This is a genomic window from Leucobacter denitrificans, from assembly GCF_014396385.1.
Classification (GTDB): Bacteria; Actinomycetota; Actinomycetes; order Actinomycetales; family Microbacteriaceae; genus Leucobacter; species Leucobacter denitrificans.
Window position 1 is genome coordinate 2,005,970 of the sequence record NZ_CP060716.1, and the last position, 16,543, is coordinate 2,022,512.

The 16,543-nt window shown below is 61.6% G+C and carries 15 protein-coding genes; 7 read left to right on the top strand and 8 right to left on the bottom strand.

Annotation, left to right across the window (positions count from 1 at the left end; genetic code table 11):
- The first annotated feature begins 43 nt into the window (after nt 1-43).
- From H9L06_RS09675 to ypfJ, 3 genes are read left to right on the top strand one after another with little or no spacing between them, the layout of a single operon-like run.
- Nucleotides 44-2,116, top strand: a complete 2,073-nt coding sequence (locus H9L06_RS09675) for an acyl-CoA dehydrogenase family protein (RefSeq protein ID WP_187554976.1) — start codon at nt 44-46, stop codon at nt 2,114-2,116.
- A gap of 35 nt (nt 2,117-2,151) precedes the next feature.
- The gene (locus H9L06_RS09680) at nt 2,152-3,063 is read left to right on the top strand and encodes a glutaminase (protein ID WP_187554977.1); all 912 of its coding nucleotides are present in this window, start codon (nt 2,152-2,154) and stop codon (nt 3,061-3,063) included.
- Nucleotides 3,064-3,117: 54 nt separating this feature from the next.
- Complete coding sequence (gene ypfJ / locus H9L06_RS09685) at nt 3,118-4,008, top strand: KPN_02809 family neutral zinc metallopeptidase (RefSeq protein WP_187554978.1); 891 nt, start codon at nt 3,118-3,120, stop codon at nt 4,006-4,008.
- On the opposite strand, the gene H9L06_RS09690 is transcribed toward ypfJ, so the two are convergent.
- The 4 genes from H9L06_RS09690 to H9L06_RS11855 form a co-directional block, all read right to left on the bottom strand.
- On the bottom strand, nt 4,005-4,829 hold the full coding sequence (locus tag H9L06_RS09690; protein WP_246454366.1) for a LysR substrate-binding domain-containing protein: 825 nt from the start codon (nt 4,827-4,829) through the stop codon (nt 4,005-4,007). The two genes, ypfJ and H9L06_RS09690, sit on opposite strands and share 4 nt — an antisense overlap.
- Nucleotides 4,826-5,164: an MGMT family protein gene (locus tag H9L06_RS09695; RefSeq protein WP_187554979.1), complete on the bottom strand. Its 339-nt coding sequence runs from the start codon at nt 5,162-5,164 to the stop codon at nt 4,826-4,828. Before H9L06_RS09695 ends, H9L06_RS09690 begins: the two co-directional genes overlap by 4 nt.
- Before the next feature lie 34 nt (nt 5,165-5,198).
- Nucleotides 5,199-5,933, bottom strand: a complete 735-nt coding sequence (locus H9L06_RS09700; protein WP_187554980.1) for a VIT1/CCC1 transporter family protein — start codon at nt 5,931-5,933, stop codon at nt 5,199-5,201.
- Nucleotides 5,934-6,063: 130 nt separating this feature from the next.
- A complete protein-coding gene (locus H9L06_RS11855; RefSeq protein WP_187554981.1) occupies nt 6,064-6,345 on the bottom strand; it encodes an Rv3235 family protein in 282 nt (93 codons plus the stop codon).
- A gap of 416 nt (nt 6,346-6,761) precedes the next feature.
- Between H9L06_RS11855 and H9L06_RS09710 the strand changes: the two genes are divergently transcribed.
- Entirely contained in the window at nt 6,762-8,270 is a 1,509-nt protein-coding gene (locus H9L06_RS09710; RefSeq protein WP_187554982.1) for a sensor histidine kinase, read from the top strand.
- 5 nt (nt 8,271-8,275) lie between these two features.
- Here H9L06_RS09710 and H9L06_RS09715 read toward each other — a convergent pair whose 3' ends face one another.
- Both H9L06_RS09715 and H9L06_RS09720 read right to left on the bottom strand, forming a co-directional pair.
- The gene (locus H9L06_RS09715; protein ID WP_187554983.1) at nt 8,276-8,656 is read right to left on the bottom strand and encodes a hypothetical protein; all 381 of its coding nucleotides are present in this window, start codon (nt 8,654-8,656) and stop codon (nt 8,276-8,278) included.
- Entirely contained in the window at nt 8,653-10,188 is a 1,536-nt protein-coding gene (locus H9L06_RS09720; protein WP_187554984.1) for a PspC domain-containing protein, read from the bottom strand. The genes H9L06_RS09715 and H9L06_RS09720 overlap by 4 nt, the downstream gene beginning before the upstream one ends.
- Before the next feature lie 113 nt (nt 10,189-10,301).
- Between H9L06_RS09720 and H9L06_RS09725 the strand changes: the two genes are divergently transcribed.
- Together H9L06_RS09725 and H9L06_RS09730 are read left to right on the top strand one after the other, a co-directional pair.
- Nucleotides 10,302-11,711: an ATP-binding protein gene (locus H9L06_RS09725; protein ID WP_187554985.1), complete on the top strand. Its 1,410-nt coding sequence runs from the start codon at nt 10,302-10,304 to the stop codon at nt 11,709-11,711.
- A complete protein-coding gene (locus tag H9L06_RS09730) occupies nt 11,708-12,373 on the top strand; it encodes a LuxR C-terminal-related transcriptional regulator (protein ID WP_187554986.1) in 666 nt (221 codons plus the stop codon). The genes H9L06_RS09725 and H9L06_RS09730 overlap by 4 nt, the downstream gene beginning before the upstream one ends.
- Here H9L06_RS09730 and H9L06_RS09735 read toward each other — a convergent pair whose 3' ends face one another.
- Entirely contained in the window at nt 12,374-13,954 is a 1,581-nt protein-coding gene (locus H9L06_RS09735) for a phospholipid carrier-dependent glycosyltransferase (RefSeq protein ID WP_246454367.1), read from the bottom strand.
- 28 nt (nt 13,955-13,982) lie between these two features.
- On the opposite strand from H9L06_RS09735, the gene H9L06_RS09740 reads away from it, so the two are divergent.
- Nucleotides 13,983-15,749, top strand: coding sequence for a proline--tRNA ligase (locus H9L06_RS09740; RefSeq protein ID WP_187554987.1), 1,767 nt, complete (start codon nt 13,983-13,985; stop codon nt 15,747-15,749).
- A 255-nt stretch (nt 15,750-16,004) separates the two neighbouring features.
- On the opposite strand, the gene H9L06_RS09745 is transcribed toward H9L06_RS09740, so the two are convergent.
- Complete coding sequence (locus H9L06_RS09745; protein ID WP_187554988.1) at nt 16,005-16,490, bottom strand: CarD family transcriptional regulator; 486 nt, start codon at nt 16,488-16,490, stop codon at nt 16,005-16,007.
- Nucleotides 16,491-16,543: the final 53 nt, after the last annotated feature.

The following is a 16,543-nucleotide window of genomic DNA, read 5'->3' on the forward strand; positions in this document are numbered from 1 at the left end:
GTGGCTGCTTGTCTGCAACTAATGACCCGCCTAGCCTGGCCGTATGACTACCTCTGCGCCACGCGTGAACGTGCAACTTGTCGCCGACGCCCTCCTCGGCAAATGGAAGGCCGAGCGGCTCGAATCGCGCGCGCTGGCCTCTGACGAGCGCTTTCACACGATCCACGGTCAGCCCATGGACGAGCACCGGATTCGTGCGCTCAGCCAGTTGCAGCAACTCGCAGATGCGGGTGCCGTGCAGCGCGCATTCCCGTCGAGCCTCGGTGGTAATGACAACCACGGCGGCAACGTCGCGGCGTTCGAAGAGCTCGTGCTCGCTGACCCTTCAATGCAGATCAAAGCGGGGGTGCAGTGGGGACTTTTCGGATCCGCAATCTTGCACCTCGGAACTGAGGAGCACCACAAGAAGTGGTTGCCCGCAGTGATGGACCTTTCCCTGCCGGGAGCTTTCGCGATGACCGAGATAGGGCACGGCTCAGACGTCGCCTCGGTCGGAACCACCGCGACCTATGACCCCGAAGCTGAGGAGTTCGAGATCCACACCCCGTTCAAGGGTGCGTGGAAGGAATTTCTCGGCAATGCGGCGCTTCACGGTCAGGCGGCCGTCGTGTTTGCGCAACTCATTACGAAGGGAGTGAATCACGGCGTGCACGCGTTCTTTGTGCCGATCCGCACCCCCGGCGGTGAGATGATGCCGGGCATCGGCAGCGAAGACGACGGTGTGAAGGGCGGCCTGAACGGTATCGACAACGGTCGGCTGCACTTCACACACGTGCGGATTCCGCGCGAGAACCTGCTCAACCGGTACGGCAATGTCGAGGCCGACGGCACCTACTCGTCACCGATTGAAAGCCCGGGCCGACGCTTCTTCACCATGATCGGTACGCTCGTGCAGGGCCGCGTTTCGCTTGACGGATCGGCCGTGCGTGCGATGCAGGCGGCGCTTACGATCGCGATCCGCTACGGCAACGAGCGCCGTCAATTTCCCGGGGCTTCTGGTCGCGAAATCGTGCTGCTCGATTACGGCCAGCATCAGCGACGGCTCATGCCACGCCTCGCTCAGGCTTACGCGATGGCGTTTGCCAGTGAGCGGTTGCTCACCGTGTTCGACGAGGTGTTCTCGGGTGCGAAGGACACGGATGAGAACCGTGAAGACCTCGAAACCCTCGCGGCCGGTCTCAAACCGCTCTCGACCTGGGCCGCGCTCGATACGCTTCAAGAGGCGCGCGAGGCGTGCGGTGGTGCCGGCTTCATGGCGAAGAACCGCCTCACTGGGCTCCGCGCAGACCTCGACATTTACGTCACTTTTGAGGGCGACAACAACGTGCTCTTGCAGCTCGTGGGCAAGCGGTTGCTCACCGACTATGCCGACCAGTTCAAAGACGGCGATAAGGCAGCCTACGCGCGAGCGGCGGCAAGCCAGCTCGGCGATCGCGTGAGCCGGTTTGGGTTGCGCCAACTAGGCCAGAGCATTGCTGATCTCGGGCAGATGGCTCGATCCATCGAGAGCCTGCGCACCTCTGAAGCGCAGCGCGAGCTTCTCACCGACCGCGTCGAAACGATGATCGCTGAGATCGCTTCGGCGCTGCGTGACGCAACGAAAGATGTGCCGAAGGCAGAGCGCGCTCAGCGAGGTGAAGATGCGTTTAATGCGCAGCAGCACAAGCTCATTCAGGCGGCGACAGCGCACGTCGAGCTGCTGCAGTGGGAGGCACTGACCGAGGAGGTTGAGAAGCTCACCGACGCGGGAACGAAGCAGGTCATGACCTGGGTACGCGACCTCTTCGGGCTCGGTCTGCTTGAACGAAACATGACCTGGTTCCTCGTGCACGGACGCATCTCTGGCCAGCGCGCCGAGGCGCTCACGGCTTACGTCGACCGCCTCATCAGCCGCGTGCGTGACCACGCTGTTGACCTCGTCGATGCGTTTGGTATTCCGGCCGAGCTTCTGCGGGCTGAGATCGCCACGGGTATTGAGGCCGAACGCCAAGCAGAGGCGCATGCGTACGTCGAGGCTCAGCGGGCAGCAGGAACCTGGCCGATCCATGAGAAAGAACTGCGTGCCCAAGCGAAGGCCGAAGCGAAGGCTGAAACGAAGGATGCCGCTCGCCGGTAGTCAGATGGTCAGGTAGCCATGAAAACATGGCGGGTATGAATCTCCAACGTGTGCTCGACTCCGTGTACGAGTCTGTCCAACCTCTCATTGGATCGGGCAATGTAGCTGAGTACATTCCCCGACTCGCGGCGGTGAACCCAGACCAGTTCGGAATGACGGTCAGCACGGTTGACGGAGAAAGATACTCGGTTGGCGATTCCTCGGTTGAGTTCTCGATCCAGAGCATCTCGAAAGTGTTCTCGCTCGCACTTGCCATCGCAGGTGACGACGAGGAGATCTGGGCGCGAGTGGGTCGTGAGCCTTCCGGCGCTGCGTTCAACTCGCTCGCGCAACTCGAGTACAAACGCGGTATTCCGCGCAACCCGTTCATGAACGCGGGTGCGCTCGTGGTTGTGGATCACCTCATCTCGCTCGAGGAACAGCACGTACCCTCGGTGCTCGATTTTCTGCGCACCGAGTCTGGGAACGAGAGCATCTCGATCGATGCCTTGACCGCCGCATCTGAGCTATCTCACGGCGATAGAAACGCTGCAACCGCCCACTTTTTGCGAAGCTATGGGAACCTGCGGAACGAGGTGTCTGCGGTACTCGACAGTTATGTCAATCAGTGCTCGATTGCAATTTCGTGCGAAGACCTTGCAACCGCTGGCTTGTTTCTCGCTCGCGACGGTCAGGGAAATCATGGACGCGAGTGGCTCACGGAGGCACAGGCGAAGCGTGTCAATGCGGTCATGCTCACTTCGGGCTTCTACGATGCGGCTGGAGAGTTTGCCTACCGCGTGGGGCTGCCCGGGAAATCGGGGGTCGGCGGTGGCATTCTCGCGATCGTTCCCGACGTGTGCTCAATTTGTGTGTGGGGACCTGGCTTAGACGCCTCGGGAAATTCACTCATTGGGATGGCAGCGCTGGGCGAACTCACGGACAGGACCGGCTGGTCAATCTTCTAGATGTTCCTCTTGATGAGGCGAGCGGTTGCTGCGCTGACGCGGTAAAGTTCGAGCATGACGTTTAACGACAACGTGCGTGTCGATACGAGTCACGTGCAGAAGCGAAGCGGTGGCGCGCGCCGCGGCGGCCTCGCGGTCGGCGGCGGCAGCATCGGGCTGCTCGTCATCCTGTTCATCGGCTCGCAATTGCTCGGTGTCGATCTCACCGGCCTCGCAACTGGGTTCAGTAGCGCAGGCGGTGGATCGTCGAGCGAAGAGGTCGTGGCGCTTGATAACTGTAAATCAGGCAAAGACGCCAACGATAACCAGGAATGCCGCATGGCCGCCGCGAGCGACTCACTCAATCGTTACTGGGCTTCGCAGGTGAATAACTACCGTGCACCTGCACCCGTTGTGCTCTTTAGCGGATCAACGCAGTCGCAGTGCGGCACAGCCTCTGCCGCGACCGGGCCGTTCTATTGCCCGCCCGAGGAAGCGATTTACGTTGATGTCTCGTTCTTCGAGACTCTGCGAAGCAACTACGGTGCAACGGGAGGCTCGCTGTCTGAAATGTACGTGCTCGCCCACGAATGGGGTCACCACATTTCGAACCTGATTGGCTCACTTGACCAGGCCGGTCGTGAGTCGGGGGCCACCTCGGGGTCTGTGCGACTCGAACTACAGGCCGACTGCTTCGCGGGTGCCTGGGTGGGAGCGGCTCAAACCATCACAGATGACAGTGGCGTACCTTTTCTGCAGCCGATTACACAGTCCCAGATTGACGATGCGCTGAGTGCTGCGGCAGCGGTCGGCGACGACAGTATTATGGAGAACGCGGGAATGCAGGTAGATCCAGACCGATTCACCCACGGCTCTTCCGAGCAGCGCCAGAAGTGGTTCATGACCGGCTACGAACAGGGGCCCACGATGTGCGGCACGTTCGATGTGGCAGCAAGCGAGCTCTAACGCCGCTTCTTAGCTTTGCGTTTGGCGGCCTTCGCACGCTCAGCTTTCTCGCGTGCTGCCGCAAGCTGTGCGCCTCGAGAATTGGGCTTAAGCGGCTGCTTTTTCTTCGCCTGTGGCTGCCGAAATTTTTGCTCGGGCTCGCGTTTCACGGTACCGCCAGATTCATCTTCTCGGAGTCGCCGAGACGAATTCGCGGTGCGGCCCCGCATAATGCCAGCGAGCTGCTGAAGGTAGGGGGAGTCCCGATCCACACCCCAAACGGCCCAGATGGTGGTGCCAGCAATCGGCGCATCACTGACGAGCTGCAGTAGCGCATGGTCGCGCTTGTTTGAGAGATGCCGCGCGAGCGGCAGCGGTGCGAGTAGGCCGCCAGCGCCCGTTGCTACAAGCTCGAGTGCGGCTGGTAGGTGCTTGGGTTTCCACTCGGGGTTCTCCCAAGGTTTTGCCGCGGGCCAGCCGGGGGCGTGATTCGGGTGGTCGATGATCGTAATAAGTGCGAGGTCGCCTTCGTGGATCTCCGTCTGCTCGGCAAGCTCATGATCATGCGGCAGAACGAGTGCAATCGACTCTTCGTAGAGCAAGATTGCGTGATGCGTGCGGTTCCCGTGATCATCCATCTGCGCCGGACGCTCGCCTGGTGCATACCTGGCAAGCTGCATGTCCGCAGTGGCGGCGTCTCCTCGCGTCGCAAGGCCGTAGGGTCGCTCAAACGGAATGAGCTCGAGCGCGCGCTCTGGAACGGCCCGCTTCCAGCGCTGAGCCCACTTGCTCGGTGAGATACCGCGTGTGAATCCGAGGCGGATCGGGGACTGCTCGCTCAAAATGCGACCTCCGCGTAAATTTCGTGCGTGTAGGGGAGCCTGGCCGATGAGAGTGCGATTCGGTAGTCATCTGGTGATGCGACGCGACGAAGCGGTGTTCCCTCCTCGCGGTAGTGGGGCAGCGCAAGCCTCGCGTGCCCCTGTGGAGGAAGCCCACTTGCAGGCACGACTCGCCACCAGGCCACCGCGTGACCGTAGAGCGCCATGACGCGGCCGACGGCGCGCGGTGCCTCTGACCCAATCGCGATTCCAACGTCACCATAGGTCATCACGCGCCCGCTCGGAATTCGTTCGACCACCGCAAGTACAGCGTTGACGAACTCCTGATTTGGCACGCGTACAGCTTACGCGCTCGAAGCGAGCAGCACGTTAGCCGATTTCAGAGACGCCGAGCAGCGTACCGATTGTGTACGTCGCGGCTACGGCGATTCCCCCGAAGATTAACTGTCTTACAGATCCCCAGAGCCAGTTATGTTTGGTGGTGACTGCTGCGAGACCGCCAGCGACAAGTAACCCAACGCCACCGAATGCGAGGCCGATCCAGAGATTCCCGAAGCCGAACACGAACGGGATGATCGGAATGAATGCTCCAATTGCGAATGATAGGAACGACGAAACTGCTGCGACGAGGGGCGAAGGTCGTTCCTCAAGATTGAGGCCCAGCTCGTGGGTGATGTGCACGCGAACGGCGCGCTCGTCGTTCTTGTGCACCTGCGCTGCGGCGAGGTTCGCGATTTCTGCGCTCATACCGACTCGAGTGAACAGTGCGGTCAGTTCGGCCTGCTCGCCCTCGGGGTTGCGCGCGTGGGCTTCTCGTTCGGTACGCACCTCTGCATCGAGTTGCTCGTTTGCGGTTCGCACGGAGGTGAACTCGCCGAGGGCCATAGAAACAGCGCCCGCGATAAGGCCCGAAATGCCGGTAATTGCCACGATCGGATTCGATGCTCCGGCTGCTGCGATGCCCGCAATGAGACCACTGTTCGATACCAGTCCGTCCATGGCGCCAAACACCGTGGCGCGCAACCAACCCGACGAAGTGTCTGAATGATGATGGTCGTAGTCGTGCGGCCGCGCGATGTCGTGCGGCTCGTGAACGTTGTTCACCGTGTCCTCTTTCGTGTGTCAACACGCGGCAAATATGCTGCGCAAACCTTAACGCTAACAACAGTGCGCGGAGAGGGAGTAGCCTCAGTTTGACCTCGCCTAGGCGATGCTCGGAGTTCGATATGGCGAACTACAGAATCGTGATCGAAGTGGCCTGCCAGCGATTGCGCGTCTGCTCGAATCGGAGTGCGATAGCGCGGCAACGCCCAGAAACGTCGACGAGCACGGTAGCCTCGATGACCCGCCGCGTTGGCTGTGAGGTGCGCACACGGCGCACTGACGGAACATGCCTGCGCGAATCACGATAGAGCGAACGACGTTCGATGGTTAGTGCACGGTATTGCGAGAGTTCTTGGGAGACGTTGTACGAGATCCACCTTCCAAGCTGGCTGACGCTTCTCGTGCCCTCCACAGCCTCGAATGCGAAAATCGCGATCTTGCTAATGGTGGTTTCTGAAAGGGAAGGGCGAAGTGGCGTTCGTGCGAGGTTAGTGTCTGCCGCCCTGGGGGAATCGCAGGGCCCGGGGGAATCGTGCGGTTCGCGTGGTTCGTGAGACTCAACCGCACGCAGTATTGGTGGTGGGGGAGTCTGAACCTCAACGAGCTCAAAGGAATTCGCGGGGACTCGGAGGGCAACGGCACTCATTGCACTGCTTTCTAAATAGGTGATGGACGGTTCATCCCCACGCAGAACCTTGGTGTGAGGCACAACGTTACGTGTCTGCACTTTGCCAGCGTCAAGTGTTCAATACCGCCAGGTACTTTTCGACCTGTGTAAAGCTGTATCGAACGCTCCGCGCGGTTCAAAAGGTGCTTTAGGCTTGTGCCGTGGCAACTCTTCGTAATCTCGCAACCAAGTACTCGGAACTCACCGAAGAGGAGCTCGCCTGGCTTGAACACCTCGCGCTTGAGCTCCCGCTACTTGCAGACGTCGCACTCAGCGATGTGGTGATCTGGGTGCCGACTGAGAACGAGGATTACCTCGCGGTCGCGCACAGCCGCCCGACCGGGTACGTCACGCTGTTTTATAGAGACATCATTGGCGATTTTCTGCGCCCCGACTGGCGCGAAGTTGTGGATAAGGCGCTTGAGACAGGGCAGCCAGCGGCATCGACGTCACCAGCTTGGTATGAAGAGAACCCGATGAGGCTCACTGCCTATTCGATCAGCCGTCGCGATGCTTCTGGCGCGGTGATCGGGCCGATTGCGGTCGCGACGGTGCACACGAGTGCGAACGATGTGCAGCACGCATCGCGAATCGCCGCTGCATTCCGCGAGGTGTCGACAGATTTGTTCGGCATGATCCAGACCGGCGCGTTTCCCACTCCCGGAGGCGCGGGGGGCCAACAGGGCGCGCCGAGGGCAACAGACGGTCTTGTGCGGGTGAACCTCGAAGGCGTTGCAACGTTCGTGAGCCCAAACACGCAGACCACCTTTACGCTGCTCGGGTACCGCGACGAGATCGAAGACCAGAACTTCTCCGAGGTGGTGCAGGAGATACTGAAAGGCCAGTTCGACACCAATGAGTCGCTGCCGCTCATTTGCCAGGGCAAGGTTGCGAAGCGCACCGAGGTGTTTGTGCGCGGTCACTCGATCGCACTGCGATCGATCCCCGTGTACCGCAATGGTGAGCGGGTCGGCGGCGTCGTGCTTACGCGTGACGTGAGCGACCTTCGCCAGCAGGCGCAAGAGCTCATTACGAAAGACGCGACGATCCGTGAGATCCACCATCGCGTGAAGAACAATCTGCAGACTGTGGCTTCGCTACTGCGGGTGCAGGCGCGCCGCGCGCGTTCCGAAGAAGCGAAACAGGTGCTCGGTCAGGCAATGCGTCGCGTTGCCGCGATCGCGGTCGTGCACGACACGCTGTCGACTGGCCTCGCTCAGATCGTCGATTTTGACGTGGTCTTCGAGCGCGTGCTCGGACTTGCCGCCGAGGTCGCCTCGCTGCACGGCACGACGGTGCACCCGCGCAAGGAGGGCAGTTTTGGAGAGCTGCCATCTGAATACGCGACACCGCTCGCGCTCGCGCTCACCGAGGTGGTGACGAACGCGGTCGAACATGGGCTTGCGGGCCGCGAGGGCGAGGTGTTCATTCGGGCAGATCGCACGCCGGAGCGGCTCGGCGTCGAGGTCATCGACACCGGCACTGGCCTCCCCGGCGGAACCGTCGGTGATGGACTCGGCACTCAGATTGTGCGCACCCTCATTGAGGGCGAGTTGGGTGGATCGATTTCGTGGGGTGCCGACTCAGGTGGTGGCACTCGAGTGGTGATTGAGATCCCGCTTCACTGGCTCGCTGCCGAAACGCGCCCTATCCCGAAGGTCATGCAGTAGAACGCTTATCGGTTCTGCCGAGAGTTTCGAAGTAGCACAGCGATTCCAACGACGAGCAGCAGCGCACCGACGCCAATGATGGTCGTGATGAGCCAGGTAGTCGTGTCGACCGACCAGCCCTCAGTGCGCACAAAGACGTAGGCGCAGAACACGAGGATCAGCGAGCCCCAGACGATTGGACTCGTGCGCGGGGTTGGTTTTGTGGTCCGCTTCGAGTCTGCAGCGAGTGGTGCAGCCGCGGTGGAGTCTGTGGCAGCTGCGGCCCGTTGCTCGGGCATTGGTGTCGTGGGGACAGTGTTTGCGGCTTCAGTCGCGGGCGGCGCCGGTGGAGTCGGCGCCTCGCCGTACTGCTCTGGCTCCGGTGGTGTGAGTGGTTCGGTGTTCATCGTGCGTACTCCTCTGCGGGCAAACGTTCAGAAAGTGAGAGCGCGGGATCAGCCAGCTCGTTGAGTTCTGCCTGGTCTTCCGCGATGGATCGCAGCAGTGAGCGCGTGGTCTGCAATCCGTCTGGGTACTCGACGCGAACATTTCCGCCGAGCATGTAGACGGTCACGTGGGCTGCAGCCGTCTTGCCCTCGGTGAGATCGAACGTGCGACTGAGGAACGGGCCTGCGCTGTAACCCGATCCACCAGAGAGCGATGGACCAGATATATTGCCGGCGAGCAGATTTACCGTAACCACCACAGGTTCATCGTCAGGCACCGTCACAACAGAGTTGCCAGCGAGGTGCCACACCTGGACGTCGTCGAAGCTGGAACTGGCAGAGAATTCGTCGACGTGCACACGAGACGATCCCGCGATCAGCACGGCGCCGGGCGCCTCGTTCCCAACCTCCATGATCCCAAACGGCTGGAACCGCGAACCCCACGGCACAATCGTCGTTGCGATGAGTGCGACGACACCACAGAACGCGAGGAAGCCTACCCATCCGGTGTGACGCCCACGAATGCCCGCAATAATGAGCGAGATCGCGAACACCACTGTTGCGCCGAGCGTTGCGGCAATGACCACATTCAGGTTGTTGGGATTGGCCCCGAAGACTCCGTTGTTCAGCGTCCACAGAGCTGCCCCTCCCGCTGCGAGCAGCGCAAATGCGAGGGTGATGACGACGTGAGCTGCACCGAGGCGGTAGGTATCGTGTTGCTCCGCGAAACGCGCGCTCCACTCATCGGTCTGCTTTCCGATGTCTTCACCCCACTTGCTCGCGCGCTCACTGAATTCGCTCGCGCTCGCGGAGATCCGCTCACCGAGGTCGTTTGCCTGCGCGGTAAATCGCTGCCCAAAGTCACTCGTGGGTGCATCGCTAGCCGTGTGTCCCGGGTTCGTGGTGTAGCTCGCGCTCGCAGCGGGTCCCGCGTTTGCGGTGGATCCTTCGCTCGTGACGTGCTCGTCGGTAGAGAGACGTTCCTCGTCGCGCACCTTTCGCCCGTGTTTCAGGAACAGCTGACCGGCGAGAATGATTGCCGCAGTCACGGCCACGATCCATACCAAAACAATCGTCAGTGTCGACAGCCACTCAGGTATGCCCAGTACATTCCACAGGCTCCAGCTCCCAAACGGCGTACCGAACAGGAATGGAAGCACGATGATCGCTCCGACCGCGACAGTTACGACGACCGCCGCGGTCCCGCCTCGCCCCCGGAAGACCTCCTCGAGGTGAATCCGCCCGTTGCCGCCCGGCAGCAGCAGCCATCCGGCGAGGTAGAGCAGAATACCCGGGCCGCCGAGCAGGGCGAGTACCACGAAAATTCCGCGTACGATCAGTGGATCGATACCGGCACGCTGCGCAATTCCGCCTGCCACGCCGGCGAACCAACGGTCTGAGCCGCGCTCGATTCGAAGGCCACGAAGCCAATTGAAAAAGCCCGAGCCAAAGGGTGCCTGCCCGGCACCTGAGGATGGAGTTTGTTCGTTCATACTTCGAGTGTGCTGGGAATTTTGCGCGCACACCATCAGGGATCACCCTGAGCCCACCCTGGTTTGGTTCCCTGAGGCGTGTGAATGTCGGAGCCTAATGCTTTGATAGAAGCATGACGACTCCGGCTGCCGACAGACTGCCGCTCACGCGCGCGAGCGACGAGCGCATGCTCGCCGGCGTGTGTGGTGGTCTCGCTACTCACCTCGGTTTTCCGGTGCTTGGGGTGCGCATTGCGATGTTGATCTTCGCATTGCTCGGTGGGGCTGGTGGGTTGTTCTATGTCTGGTTGTGGATCACGGTTCCACCAGAAGGAGAAACAGACGGCATTGTTCCGTTGCGGCGCGCACTCACGAAGCCCGCAACCGGGCAAACGTCGTATTCGGCGGCGCCCCTGCGGGAGGATCGGGTCGACCAGCTAGGCCCGCAAACACGTGAAACGCGTTCTACGCCGGATTTTTCTGTGCCGACTTCTTCTGTGCCGGTTCGGGTGGCATCTGCGTCTGGCGAGCCGCCCGCGGCCACACACGCGGCGGAGGCGCCACAGCGACGCACGAAGTGGCCGGTTGCAGAGTTGCTGCTCGGCACTTGTCTAGTGCTCGTCGGGGTTCTGCTCGTGTTGCAGCAGCTCGGGGTCGAACTGCAGCTCACGGTCATCTTGCCAGGGCTCGCAGTGCTCGTCGGCGTTGGCCTCACCTGGTGGCAAATTGCAGATCGCGAGCGACCAGACCGCAACCAGCTGCCGCGAGTTCTCGCCGCGCTCGCGCTCGTCGCGGTCGGTGTGCTCATGTTTTTTGTGACCTCAGATGCACCGAGCACCTGGACTGTCATTACTGCCGCACTCGCTGTGCTCGCCGGGGTCGCACTCGCGATTGCGCCTTGGTTGCTGAGGCTGAACCGCGAGCTCATTGCCGAGCGTGCTGGTCACGCACGCGAGGCAGAACGCTCAGAAATTGCAGCGCACCTACACGACTCAGTGCTTCAGACCCTCGCGCTCATTCAGCAGCGATCAGAGCCCGGCAGCGAGGTCGCTCGCCTCGCGAGAGGCCAGGAGCGTGAGCTGCGTGATTGGCTGTTCCGTGCGGGTGACGGCGGCGCGCAGACTCCTCGGGAATCGCTCGCGTCAGAGTTGCGGGCTCATGCGGCGGTGCTCGAGAACGACCACGCGGTGCGCTTCGAAACGGTGAGCGTTGGCGAAGAGGTCGTCGCACCCGAAGCGATTGTTGCAGCAGCCAAAGAGGCCATGCTCAATGCTGCGCGCCACGCTGGAGGGAACGTGACGGTATACGCAGAGGTCTCGCCCTACCGCGTGGCAATCGATGTGACAGATCGAGGGCCGGGCCTCGACCTCAATGCGCTACCAGACGGGCGCATGGGGGTGCGCGAGTCGATTCTCGGACGAATGTCACGAGCGGGTGGCTCGGCAAACATCGTTGCAGGCCCCGGTGGCACCGGAACATCTATACGGCTTGAGATGCCTCGGGAGCATGTCTCAGTGCCAGAAGCCTCAGGAGGCACAGTATGAGCGATTCCCCGATTTCCGTAGTCATCGTCGACGACCATCAGATTTTTCGCACAGGCTTGCGTGCCGAACTTGGTCCAGAGGTCGATGTTGTCGGCGAAGCCGCAACGGTAGACGAGGCGGTTTCGGTCATTCCCGCTCTGAAGCCTGCGGTGGTGCTGCTCGACGTTCACCTTCCTGGTGGATCGGGCGGGGGCGGTGCCGAGGTGCTGCAGCGGTTGGCGGCAGACCCGAGTCTCGCCGACACACGATTTCTCGCGCTCAGCGTGTCAGACGCTGCTGACGACGTTGTGAGTGTGATTCGTGCTGGGGCTCGCGGCTACCTCACCAAGACCGCGTCTGGTTCGGAGGTCACCCAGGCCGCAATTCGAGTGCGCGACGGCGACGCGGTGTTCTCGCCACGACTGGCGGGGTTCGTGCTCGACGCTTTCGGCACCGGGGGTGGCGAAACGGCCGCAGCAGATGACGAACTCGACCGGTTGACCGCGCGCGAGCAAGAAGTCATGCGCATGATCGCGCGCGGCTATGCCTACAAAGAAGTCGCGGCCGAGCTGTTTCTCTCAATTAAGACCGTCGAGACCCACGTGTCGAGCGTGCTGCGCAAGCTGCAGCTCTCGAACCGCCACGAGCTCACGGCATGGGCGCTGAGCAAGCGGTTGCTCTAATTAGTCCCACCCCGGCAGCCAGTGGTGCCAGTGCCAGAACCAGTTTGGAATCGGCTCACCAGACCACACAGGGAAGAAGAGCACCGCGAGGATGAGCGCCGCCGCAATGAAGAGTGCGGCCGCAAGGCGACGCCCGAGCAAAACTTCTGCATCGGGGCCTACGGTGGACCCAGATGCGTCCTCAGAAGCGACCTCACCTGGCTCACCGTTCAGACCAGACTCGCCGGACTCACCGATGAGGTTGGCATCACGCCCACCGCGTGCTCGGGGCAACAGCCTGCACCATTCACCAATGACCAACGCGATCGCGATCGCCGCAAACGGAGTGAGCACGACCGCATAAAACTGAAACACTGCGGGTCGCGAAAACGTGAGGATCCACGGGATCCACCCCGAGAGATACCCGGTGAGCACGAACGCCGACGTAAACACCAGGGTGCCGGGCGTGAACACGCGCCATACGCGATCGGGGAATGAGCGGCGCGCGATCCACCACGCCAACACAATGAGCGCGACCACACCGCCGATGATGACTACGGGATTCGGTATCGATGAAATCGCGGCCGTGTACCCGTCGCCGACGGTTGCCTCGTACATGCCCGTGGGCCTGAGAGCGAGTGGCCAAGTGAGCGGATCGGCGCGGTACGGATGCGGTGCCGACAACGTTGAGTGCCACGCGAAGATGTCGACGTGGTACGCCCACAGTTCGCTGATCCACGAACCAGACCCGCGACCCCAGCCGCCCGCGGTCACGATCCACCCCGACCAGCTCGCGATGTACATGGCGAGGGTAGTCGGCAGCGCGATCAGCCCGGCAACCGCGGCCTGCAAGAGCGCCCGACCCCACGCCCGAACTTGGGAAGCACCGTGCGTGCGCGCGGACCTCAGTCGATAGGCCACGTCGCGCGCAGTTATGAGCAGGAGGAACGCCGCGAGGGGATACAGCCCCGACCACTTCACGGAGGCAGCACACCCGAAAGCGACGGCGGCGGCGAAGAGCCACGGTCGCCACCACAGCACTTCGGGGTGTGAGGGGGTGGTGCGATCCACCACCCACACATGATCGCGCCAGACGAACAATGCGCCGAGCACCACAAAAAACGTGAGAAACCCGTCGAGCAAACTCACGCGGGTGAGCGTGATGTGCACGCCGTCGACCGCGAGCACGAGACCCGCGATGAGCGTGATGAACGTATTGCGGCTCATAAGCCAGGCGAGGCGCATCGTGACACCGACCGTCGCGACGCCGAACGCGGCGACCGCGAACCGCCAGCCCCACGCAGAGTGCTCGCCGAACAAGAGAACCCCGAGGCCAATGAGCCACTTGCCGAGCGGCGGGTGCACCGCGAAGTCGGGGGAACTCAAGAACGTCGCCCCCATGCGCGTGTCGTCGTCGGGCCAATTCGTGGGGTAACCGTAGGCGAGCTGCGAGATCGCGTCGCGCACATAATACAGCTCATCGAACACCAGTGAACCCGGCTGAGCGAGCGCCCAAAACCTTGCGAGCGATGCGATTGCGAGCACCGTCACTACGCCGATTGAGGTGAACCACCTCGAATCTGAAAGTGTACGCGCGGGCATGAAGCCAGCCTACGGCTACGATAGTGGGGTGATCACACGGCTCAGTTCATTCTTTCTCAAGACCCTGCGCGAGGATCCCTCAGACGCAGAGGTCATCAGTCACAAGCTCCTGCTGCGCGCGGGCTATATTCGCCGCCAGGCGCCGGGCGTGTTCGCCTGGCTGCCGCTCGGGCTGCGCGTAAAGGGCAAGATCGAGCAGATTATTCGCGAAGAGATGGCGGCTGCGGGGGCACACGAGGTGCACTTCCCGACCATGCTGCCGCGCGAGCCGTACGAGGCGACCGGGCGCTGGGAAGAGTATGGCGACGCGCTATTCCGTTTGAAGGATCGGCATGGTGCCGACTACCTGCTCGCACCCACGCACGAAGAGGCTTTCACGCTCATGGTGAAAGACATTGTGACGTCGTACAAAGATTTGCCGCTCCAGCTCTTCCAGATCCAGGACAAGTACCGCGACGAGGCTAGGCCGCGCGCGGGCCTACTGCGCGGGCGCGAGTTCACCATGAAAGATGCGTACTCGTTTGATGTCTCAGACGAGGGGCTCGACGCGAGCTACCAGTCGCAGCGCGACGCGTACGAACGCATTTTTGCGCGTCTGGGGCTCGAGTACGTGATCGTTTCGGCCGATGCTGGCGCAATGGGTGGATCGCGATCTGAGGAGTTCTTGCTCCCCATTGAGATCGGCGAAGACACCTTTGTGCGTTCGGCCGGGGGATACGCTGCGAACGTCGAGGCATATGAATCGCCCGTGCCTGCCGAATCGCCGATCGAGGGCCAGCCCGAGGCTGTTGTGTTTGACTCGCCAGATACGCCGACCATTGAGACGCTTGTCACGCACACCAACGCCGTGCTCACTCGTGCCGACGGTCGTGAGTGGAACGCTGCTGACACGCTCAAGAATGTGGTGCTCGCGGTTACTGATCTTGAAGGTACGCGCGAACTCGTGGTTATCGGTGTTCCCGGTGATCGTGACGTCGACATGAAGCGTGTCGAGGTTGCCTTCCCGAACGCCGAGGTTGAGCCGGCAACGCCAGAGGACTTCGCGAAGCACCCCTTGCTCGTTAAGGGGTACATCGGGCCGGGTGCTGCTGGGGCTCCCGTGCTCGGCGCCAAGAGCGCAACGGGTATTCGTTATCTCGTCGACCCGCGTGTCGTGAACGGCACCTCGTGGGTGACGGGCGCGAACGAAGACGAGAAGCACGTTGCGTACCTCGTCGCCGGTCGTGATTTCGTTGCTGACGGTGTTGTCGATGTCGCTTCAGTGCGCAATGGCGACCCTGCGCCCGATGGATCGGGCCCGATCGAGACCGCGCGCGGCATGGAGATCGGCCACGTGTTCCAGCTCGGCCGCAAGTACGCTGAGGCGCTCGGGCTTAAGGTGCTCGACGAGAACGGAAAGCTCGTCACCGTCACCATGGGGTCGTATGGCATCGGCGTGACCCGAATCATGGCGGTGCTCGCAGAGCTTAATCACGACGAGCGTGGACTCGTGTGGCCTCGAGCGATTGCGCCGTTTGATGTGCACGTTGTCGCTACCGGCAAAGACCCCTCGATCTTCGAGACGGCTGAGTCGCTCGTTGCAACGCTCTCGGGTGCTGGTGCCGACGTGCTCTTCGATGACCGCCCGAAGGTGTCTCCAGGCGTGAAGTTTGGCGATGCCGAGCTGCTCGGTGTGCCACGTGTCGTGGTTGTTGGCCGCGATACAGCAGAGGGCTTTGCCGAGGTGTGGGATCGCGCGGCGGGCACCAAGGAAAAGGTTGCACTGGCCGACGTGCCCGCGCTGTTCGGGGCGTAAGCCTGAGGTTGAAGTAGGGGTGCGTGATCCACACCGGATCACGCACCCCTCTCGCGTCTGCACCCCTGCTCGCGTCTCGGCCCCTTCTCGCCTGCCGACCTCGCTTCGGTGGTCAGTTTGGTGCCTCAAAAGTGTGGATCGCGCACCAAAGTGACCACTGAACAGCTCAACCTCAGCAAAGGGGGTCAGCAGATAACACGAAAGTGCCCGCAGAAAACTCTGCGGGCACTTTGCGTAACTAAAAACTCAGGGAACCTACGAAGCGAGAACCTCGTCGAGGATTTCGTTAGCCTTGTCTTCGTCGGTCTTCTCGGCGAGCGCGAGCTCAGATACGAGGATCTGGCGGGCCTTTGCGAGCATGCGCTTCTCGCCAGCAGAAAGTGAACGCACTTCCTGGTCTCGGCGCCACAGGTCGCGAACAACCTCTGAAACCTTGATGACATCGCCCGAGGCGAGCTTTTCGGTGTTTGCCTTGAAACGGCGTGACCAGTTCGTTGGTTCTTCGGTGAAAGGGGTGCGCAGCACTTCGAACACCTGCTCAAGACCTTCTTGGTCAATGACGTCGCGGACACCCACGAGATCGCAGTTCTCTGCAGGAACCTCAATTGTGAGATCGCCCTGATCGACCTGAAGCTTCAGGAACAGCTTTTCTTCGCCACCGAGCTTGCGCTTCTTCACCTCGATGATCTTGGCTGCGCCATGGTGAGGGTAGACGACGGTCTCTCCGACCTCAAATTGCATCGAGTTGCTCCTTGTTGTTAACCAACCACTAGAATACCACAGCTCTTGGGCTA